Source organism: Nonomuraea antimicrobica (genome assembly GCF_039536965.1).
GTDB lineage: Bacteria > Actinomycetota > Actinomycetes > Streptosporangiales > Streptosporangiaceae > Nonomuraea > Nonomuraea antimicrobica.
In genome coordinates, this window is sequence record NZ_BAAAZP010000147.1 from 58,921 (window position 1) to 66,825 (window position 7,905).

At 71.2% G+C, this 7,905-nt stretch carries 8 protein-coding genes; 3 read left to right on the plus strand and 5 right to left on the minus strand.

Features of this window, described 5'->3' with window-relative positions:
• Positions 1 to 337: 337 nt before the first annotated feature.
• The 5 genes from ABD844_RS36495 to pyrG all read right to left on the minus strand — a co-directional run bounded on the left by ABD844_RS36495 (position 338) and on the right by pyrG (position 5,438).
• Positions 338 to 1,156: a segregation and condensation protein A gene (locus ABD844_RS36495; RefSeq protein WP_344888343.1), complete on the minus strand. Its 819-nt coding sequence runs from the start codon at positions 1,154 to 1,156 to the stop codon at positions 338 to 340.
• Complete coding sequence (locus ABD844_RS36500; RefSeq protein ID WP_344888346.1) at positions 1,153 to 2,094, minus strand: ParA family protein; 942 nt, start codon at positions 2,092 to 2,094, stop codon at positions 1,153 to 1,155. Before ABD844_RS36500 ends, ABD844_RS36495 begins: the two co-directional genes overlap by 4 nt.
• Positions 2,095 to 2,211: 117 nt before the next feature.
• On the minus strand, positions 2,212 to 3,117 hold the full coding sequence (locus ABD844_RS36505; RefSeq protein ID WP_344888349.1) for a site-specific tyrosine recombinase XerD: 906 nt from the start codon (positions 3,115 to 3,117) through the stop codon (positions 2,212 to 2,214).
• A gap of 15 nt (positions 3,118 to 3,132) precedes the next feature.
• Positions 3,133 to 3,774, minus strand: a complete 642-nt coding sequence (locus tag ABD844_RS36510) for an NUDIX domain-containing protein (protein ID WP_344888352.1) — start codon at positions 3,772 to 3,774, stop codon at positions 3,133 to 3,135.
• On the minus strand, positions 3,771 to 5,438 hold the full coding sequence (pyrG, locus tag ABD844_RS36515; RefSeq protein WP_344888355.1) for a CTP synthase: 1,668 nt from the start codon (positions 5,436 to 5,438) through the stop codon (positions 3,771 to 3,773). Before pyrG ends, ABD844_RS36510 begins: the two co-directional genes overlap by 4 nt.
• 143 nt (positions 5,439 to 5,581) lie before the next feature.
• Here pyrG and ABD844_RS36520 point away from each other — a divergent pair, with 143 nt between their 5' ends.
• From ABD844_RS36520 to ABD844_RS36530, 3 genes are all read left to right on the plus strand, one after another.
• A complete protein-coding gene (locus tag ABD844_RS36520; protein WP_344888358.1) occupies positions 5,582 to 6,193 on the plus strand; it encodes an acyltransferase in 612 nt (203 codons plus the stop codon).
• A gap of 94 nt (positions 6,194 to 6,287) precedes the next feature.
• A complete protein-coding gene (locus ABD844_RS36525) occupies positions 6,288 to 7,412 on the plus strand; it encodes an NAD(P)H-dependent flavin oxidoreductase (protein ID WP_344888361.1) in 1,125 nt (374 codons plus the stop codon).
• Between the two features lie 144 nt (positions 7,413 to 7,556).
• Positions 7,557 to 7,905: GntR family transcriptional regulator (locus ABD844_RS36530; RefSeq protein ID WP_344888364.1), on the plus strand; the 349-nt coding region annotated here is incomplete at its 3' end.

The window sequence follows — 7,905 nt, forward strand, 5'->3', positions numbered from 1 at the left end:
CGCGTCGGGCGCATCCGCCGTCTCGGGCGCGGCGGGTTCCGTCGCCTCGCGAACAGCCGAATCGGCGTCGGAGGAGCCCGGGGTCTCGGCCGTGGCTGTCGCCTCCTCTGCGCTCACCTCTCCGGCCCCGGAACCGGGCTCGGAACCGGACCCGGACCCGGATCCTGCCTCGTCCTCGACCGGCGAGGGCGGAGTTTCGGAGGGCCCGGCGGCGGCGTCCGCCTCGTCCTCCAAGCGTGGCGCCCCCGGCTGGGCGAGGGAGCCCGGGAGGGTCATCCAGGAGGGCAGCGGCGGCTCGGAGTCGGGCGAACGGCGCGGGTTGGGCAGCGGGTTGTCGTCAGTCATTGGATGGTTTCTCCGCGGATTCCTCGTAGTCGTCCCCCACCGCGACGTCCCCGTCGTCGGACCCCGTCCAGGTCACGTGCAGATCCCCCAGCGGCTCGACCTGCTCGAACGTCACCGCCGACTCACGGAAGAGCTCCAGCACCGCCAGAAACCTGGCGATGACCTCGATGGTCCCCCCGCAGTCGGCCACGAGCGCGCGGAAGGTGGCCCGCCGCAGCCTGCGCAGGTGCATGACCAGGATCGCCGCCTGCTCCCTGACGCTGGCCAGCGGCTGGTAGATGTGTCCCACGCTGACGGTCGGCGGCAGCTTCGGCGTGAACGCCCTGGCCGCGATGCGGGCGAGCTGCTCGGGCCCGATGCCCAGGATCAGCTCGGGCAGCAGGTTGGCGAACTGCTCCTCCATCGGCACGGTACGGGGGAATCGCAGCGCCTCCTCCGCCATCCGCCCGGCGAAGACCTTCACCACCTCCTTGTACGCCCTGTACTGCAGCAACCGGGCGAACAGCAGGTCTCTGGCCTCCAGCAGCGCCAGGTCCTCCTCGTCCTCCACCTCGCCGGAGGGCAGCAGCCGGGCCGCCTTGAGATCCAGCAGGGTCGCCGCGACCAGCAGGAAGTGGCTGGTCTGGTCGAGGTCCCACTCGGGGCCACGGGACCGGATGTACGCGATGAACTCGTCGGTGACCTTGGAGAGCGAGACCTCGGTGATGTCGAGCTTGTGCTTGGCGATGAGCCCGAGGAGCAGGTCGAAGGGCCCCTCGAAGACATCCAGGTGGACCTGGAAGCCCTGGGGCGCGGTCTGCTCTGCGGTCACCTGGCCATTGTGGCAGGCGCCGGCCAGCGCGAGAGCACCTCGCGGGCCAGCTCACGGTAGGCGTTGGCGCCCAGGGACGACGGGTCGAACGTGGTGATCGGCTCGCCGGCCACCGTCGCGTCGGGGAAGCGCACCGTACGGTTGATCACCGTGTGGAACACCTTGTCGCCGAACGCCTCCACCACCCGGGCCAGCACCTCGCGCCCGTGCAGGGTGCGGGCGTCGTACATGGTGGCGAGCAGGCCCTCGATCTCGAGCTCCTCGTTGAGCCGCTCCTGCACCTTGGAGATGGTGTCCATGAGCAGCGCCACGCCGCGCAGGGCGAAGAACTCGCACTCCAACGGCACCATCACGCCGTGCGCGCAGGTCAGCGCGTTGATGGTGAGCAGGCCCAGCGACGGCTGGCAGTCGATGAGGCACACGTCGTAGTGCGGCAGCAGCGGCTTGATGACGCGGCCGAGCACCTGCTCGCGGGCCACCTCGGTGACGAGCTGCACTTCGGCGGCCGACAGGTCGATGTTGCTGGGCAGCAGGTCGAGGCCCTCGACGCCGGTCTCCAGCAGCACCTCCTCGGCGGTGACGCCGCGCTCCATGAGCAGGTTGTAGACGGTCAGGTCGAGCTGGAGCGGGTTGATGCCGAGCCCGACGGAGAGCGCGCCCTGCGGGTCGAAGTCGACCAGGAGCACCTTGAGACCGCATTCGACCAGCGCGGCCCCCAGGTTGATGGTGGTCGTGGTCTTGCCGACGCCACCCTTCTGGTTGACCATCGCGACCACGCGCGCCGGGCCGTGCACCGCGGGGGGCACCGGCTCGGGGAACACAGGTCTGGGCCGCTGCGTGGGGCCCAGGTTGACGCCGTTGGAGGGCGTGTTGGTCTTCGTGTCGCCCCAGGGGTTGTCGGGGGTCCCCGGGGTCGAACCCTTGGTCGTCACAGTCACCAGCTCGAACCTCCCTGACGATCCCGAACCGGACCGTCCGGACGGACACTATGGCGTCACCACTAAACGCGGCAAGGCGGCACGCCGTGGGCGGCGCACGTCCCAAAAGACTATAGATCACTGCCGGGCACGGGGATGCGCGGCCGCGTACACCTCACGGAGCTTGTCGACCGTGACCAGGGTGTAGACCTGAGTGGTCGTCACGGAGGCGTGGCCGAGCAACTCCTGCACCACCCTAACGTCCGCGCCGCCGTCCAAAAGATGTGTCGCGAAGGAATGCCGGAGCACGTGCGGGCTTATCCCGTCGAGTCCGGCGCGTTCGGCGGCGGCCTGGAGCACCTCCCAGGCGCCCTGCCTGGTCAGGCGTCCGCCACGGGCGTTGAGGAAGACGGCCGGGGTGCCGCGCCCGTGGGCGAGGAGCCCCGGCCTGGCCCGCACCACGTACGCGTCCAGCGCCGAGCGCGCGTAGCGGCCCAGGGGCACGACCCGGGTACGGCCGCCCTTGCCGCGCAGGCGTACCTGGTCGTCCTCGAGGTCGTCCACGGCCAGCCCGACGGCCTCGGAGATGCGGGCCCCGGTGCCGTACAGGACCTCCAGCAGGGCCCGGTTGCGCAGGGTCAGGGGTGCGCCGTCGGGGCCGGAGGCGGCGATGAGGCGTTCGACCTCGTCGACCGCGATGGGCTTGGGGAGCCTGCGGAGCTGGCGCGGCGGGCGTACCTCGTGGGCGGGGTCGTGGGCCGTGACGCCTTCGCGCAGGGCGAAACGGTGCAGCCCGCGCACGGCGGACAGGGCGCGGGCGGCGGAGCTGGCCACGAGGGCGGGGTGCTCACCGTCGCCCTCGCGCAGCGCGGCGAGGAAGGCCAGAACATCGGCCTCCCCCACCTGGTCGAGCTCCCGTCGGCCGCGCGCCTGGAGGTGCTCGAAGTATCGGCGCAGGTCACGCCGGTAGGACGCGAGCGTGTTGGCGGCAAGGGCGCGCTCCACCGCCAGATGGGCGAGGTAGCTGGAGAGCACCGCCTCCACGAACTGGTCCTTCCGTCACGCCTCCGGGGCGTCGGCGGGGCGCAACAGGGCGTACCCCTCGACCGACGCCGCATATGCGGCGAGGATACCGGCCACGGCCGCGGAATTGTGGATCATTCCCATGAGCGCCTTCTCCACCGCGTCGGCCAGAGGGACCCATTCGACCGGCATGTCGATTTCCTCGTGCCGGTGGACGAAGCCGTTCTCCTCGTCGGGGATCTTGGTCAGGTCGCGCGCCAGGAACACCCGGACGCGCTCGTCGGTCATGCCGGGCGAGGAGCGCAGGTCGACGAGCGTGTGCCAGGTGCCGGCCCGGTAGCCGGACTCCTCGGCCAGCTCGCGGGCGCCGGTGGTGGCGAGCGGTTCGCCTGCCACGTCGCGGATCCCGGCGGGCAGCTCCCACATCAGGTGGCGGGTGGGGTGGCGGTACTGCCTGATCATCAGGACGCGGTCGTGCTCGTCGAGTGCGAGCACGGCGACGGCTCCGGGGTGGACGACGTAGTCGCGCTCGGCGACCTCGTCGCGGGGCATCCTGACGGTGTCGGTGACCACGTCGATGATGTGGCCCTTGAACCGGTGCCTGGTCTCGACGACGTCCCACGCCTCGGGCGTGTCCTCGACCGGGACGCCGCCCTTCTCGATCTCCTCTTTCTTCACGGACCCACCTTGGCACTGCCCACGCGGCTGTCGGCGTAGACGAGGGCGGCGCCGATGAGGCCGTCGAACATCGGGTTGGCCCGGGTGGGCCGGGAGCGGAACTCGGGGTGGGCCTGGGTGCCGATGTAGAACGGGTGCTGGTCGGTGGGCAGCTCGGTGTACTCGACCAGGCGGCCGTCGGGCGACAGGCCGGAGAAGACCAGGCCGACCTTCTCCAGCCGCGCGCGGTAGGAGTTGTTGACCTCGTAGCGGTGGCGGTGGCGCTCGTCGGCCTTGGCCCTGCCGCCGTACAACTGGCGGGCGAGGGTGCCCTCGCCGAGCTTGGCGGTGTAGATGCCCAGGCGCATGGTGCCGCCCATGTCGCGCTCGCCGGCCACGACGTCTTCCTGGTCGGCCATGGTGGAGACGACCGGGTGCTTGGTGTCGGGGTCGAACTCGGCGGAGTTGGCGCCCTCGATGCCGGCCATGTTGCGGGCGGCCTCGATGACCATGCCCTGCATGCCGAGGCAGATGCCGAGCAGCGGGATCTTGCCCTCGCGGGCGTGGCGGATGGCGCCGATCTTGCCCTCGATGCCGCGTACGCCGAAGCCGCCGGGGATCAGCACGCCGTCGACGCCGTCGAGCTCGCGCTCGGCGCCCTCGGGGGTCTCGCAGTCGTCGCTCTTGACCCAGCGGATGTTGACGCGGGCGTCGTTGGCGAAGCCGCCGGCGCGCAGCGCCTCCGTGACCGAAAGGTACGCATCCGGCAAATCGATATATTTCCCGACAAGCGCGATCGTGACCTCCCTGGCCGGGCGGTGCACCCGGCGCAGGAGCTGCTCCCACTCCTTCCAGTCGACGTCGCGGAAGGGCAGGCCGAGCCGGCGCACCACGTACGCGTCGAGGCCCTCGGAGTGCAGCACCTTCGGGATGTCGTAGATCGAGTCGGCGTCGACGGCGGACACGACGGCGTCCTCGTCCACGTCGCACATGAGGCTGATCTTGCGCTTGATCGCCGCCTGCACGGGCCGGTCGGACCGCAGCACGATCGCGTCGGGCTGGATGCCGATGCTGCGCAGCGCCGAGACGCTGTGCTGGGTCGGCTTGGTCTTCAGCTCTCCTGACGGCCCGATGTACGGCAGCAGCGAGACGTGCAGGAAGAACACGTTGTCGCGCCCCACCTCGTGCCTGATCTGGCGGACTGCCTCCAGGAACGGCAGCGACTCGATGTCGCCCACCGTGCCCCCGACCTCGGTGATGACCACGTCGACCTCAGGACCGGCCATGCCCCGGATGCGGTCCTTGATCTCGTTGGTGATGTGCGGGATGACCTGGACGGTGTCGCCCAGGTATTCGCCGCGCCGCTCTTTGGCGATGACGTTGGAGTAGACCTGGCCGGTGGTCACGTTGGCCGAGCCGTGCAGGTCGGTGTCGAGGAAACGTTCGTAGTGGCCGACGTCGAGGTCGGTCTCGGCGCCGTCGTCGGTGACGAACACCTCGCCGTGCTGGAACGGGTTCATGGTGCCGGGGTCGACGTTGAGGTAGGGGTCGAGCTTCTGCATGGTGACCCTGAGACCGCGCCCTTTGAGCAGGCGACCGAGGCTTGACGCCGTGAGCCCCTTGCCGAGACTGGAGGCGACACCGCCGGTGACGAACAGATGCTTGGTTTGCGATGCGCTGCGCAAAGGGGCTCCCGTGGCTCGAGGTGTGGTCGAAGTGTCCACGGGCTCTCAGGATATCAAACAACGCCCCTCACATGCCTGAACGGCCCGACCTAGCGGTAACTTTGGTCCTTATGTCAGTAGTTCGGCGGGCTTTGGGCACATTGATGCACCGTGCCTACGGCGCTATTCGCCACGCCGGCGCGATCACTCCGGCCACCCCCGCGGGTTACCGGTTCCGCCTGATAGGCGACGGTGTCAGCATCGCCTTCCCCCCGGGCGCGATCTTCGGCGAGCAGTGGATCGAGATCGGCGACCACACGCTCATCGGGGAGCGGGTGTCGATCTCGTGCGGGATGATGCCCGGCCCCGACCTCGGCCCCGACTCGATCCTGCGCATCGGCCGGAGCTGTTCGATCGGCCGGGGCTCGCACATCGTCGCCCACCAGTCGATCGACCTCGGCGACGACGTCTTCACCGGCCCGTACGTGTACATCACCGACCAGAACCACGTCTACGACGACCCGGACGTGCCCATCGGCCGCCAGTGGCCGCGTAACAGCCCGGTCTCGATCGGCTCGGGCTCGTGGCTGGGCGCGGGCGCGATCATCCTGCCGGGCACCACGCTGGGCCGCCAGTGCGTGGTGGCGGGCGGGGCGGTGGTGCGGGGCGAGTTCCCCGACCACAGCGTGGTGGCCGGGGTCCCGGCCAGGCGGGTCCGCGGGTACACCCCGGAGCTGGGCTGGCACTCCCCCGTCACGCTGGACGCCACCACCTGACCCGCCCCGCGCACCCGGATCCGGCGGGCGGAGGGCCGGGAACGGCTCAGGAGAGGGATGGACCGAACGAGGTTCTGACGGATAGCGTCGGGTCATGCGGACCGCCATATGTGAGCGTTTGGGGATCGAGTTCCCGTTGTTCGCCTTCAGCCACTGCCGCGACGTGGTGGCCGCCGTCACGAACGCGGGCGGGTTCGGGGTGCTGGGCGCCGTCGCGTACTCGCCCGATCAGCTCGACACGGAGCTGACCTGGCTGGACGAACACGTGGACGGCCGCCCCTACGGCGTCGACGTGCTCGTGCCCGGCAAGATCGACGCCTCCGCCCTCGACCGGGCCGTGCACCTCATGGACGCCGTCCCCGACCGGCACCGGGACTTCGTCACACACCTGCTGTCCAAGTACGGCGTCAGCGCCACCGGCCAGCCGCTCACCGCGGTGGCCGACGAGGTCGGCAGGCGGGTGACGGCGGCCGGGGCGACCGGGCTGATCGACGTGGCGCTCAAGCACCGGATCGGGCTGATCGCCAGCGCCCTGGGGCCGCCCCCGCCCGAGATGGTGACCCGGGCCAGGCAGGCGGGCGTGCCGGTGGCCGCGCTGGTCGGCACGGTCGAGCACGCCCGCAGGCAGGTCGCGGCGGGCGCCGACCTCATCGTGGCCCAGGGCACCGAGGCGGGCGGCCACACCGGCGAGATCTCCACCATGGTGCTGGTGCCGCAGGTCGTGGACGCGGTCGACCCCGTGCCGGTGCTGGCGGCGGGCGGGATCGCGTCCGGGAGGCAGATGGCGGCGGCCATGGCGCTCGGGGCGCAGGGCGTGTGGTGCGGCTCGGTCTGGCTGACCACGGAGGAGGCCGAGACGTCCCCGGCGGTCAGGCGCAAGCTGCTGGCGGCCTCGTCGCTGGACACCGTCCGCTCCCGCTCCCGTACGGGCAAGCCGGCCAGGCAGCTCAGGTCGGCCTGGACCGAGGAGTGGGACTCCGGCCAGGAGAGCCCGGGGCCGCTGGGCATGCCCCTGCAGCTCCTCGTGACCGAGGGCGCGATGGCCCGCATCGAGGCGGCGGCGGAGAAGGGCGAGCAGGGGGCGCTGGAGCTGGTCAACTACTACGTGGGTCAGGTCGTCGGCCAGCTCCGCCAGGTCAGGCCCGCCAAGGACGTGGTCTACGACCTGATCAGCGAGTTCGGCGAGGCGGTCGACCGGCTCCGGCGCCTGTCGGAGTGAACGCGCTCCTGGCCGCCTCCCTGCGCTCCGGCGGCGCCGCCCTCGGCGCTCCGTAGCGCGGCCGGGCCGTTCCCGCGGTCTCCCCGCGGTCTCCCCGCAGTCTCCCGGCGTTGCCGGGATTTCGTCAGGAGGTAACCTGCGCCTGTGGTCGGGACCCCCCCTGAGCTGGAGCGTGGCACCGGCGTCCCCGCGCACGTGCAGATCGAGCGCTGGCTGCTCGCCTCGATCGCGCACGGTGAGCTGGCGCCGGGCGACCGGCTGCCCGGCGAACGGGAGCTGGCCGGGCGGCTCGGCGTGAGCCGGATGACGCTGCGGCAGGCGCTGGCCACGCTGGAACACGAGGGACTGCTGCTGCGGGTGCCCGGCAGGTCGGGAGGCGCGTTCGTGGCCCGGCCCCCGGCCGAGCCGCGCGTCGAGTGCGACCTGACGGGGCTGGCCGGGTTCACCGAGCAGATGCGCCGCGCCCACGCGCGGGCGCGGGCGCGGATGCTGC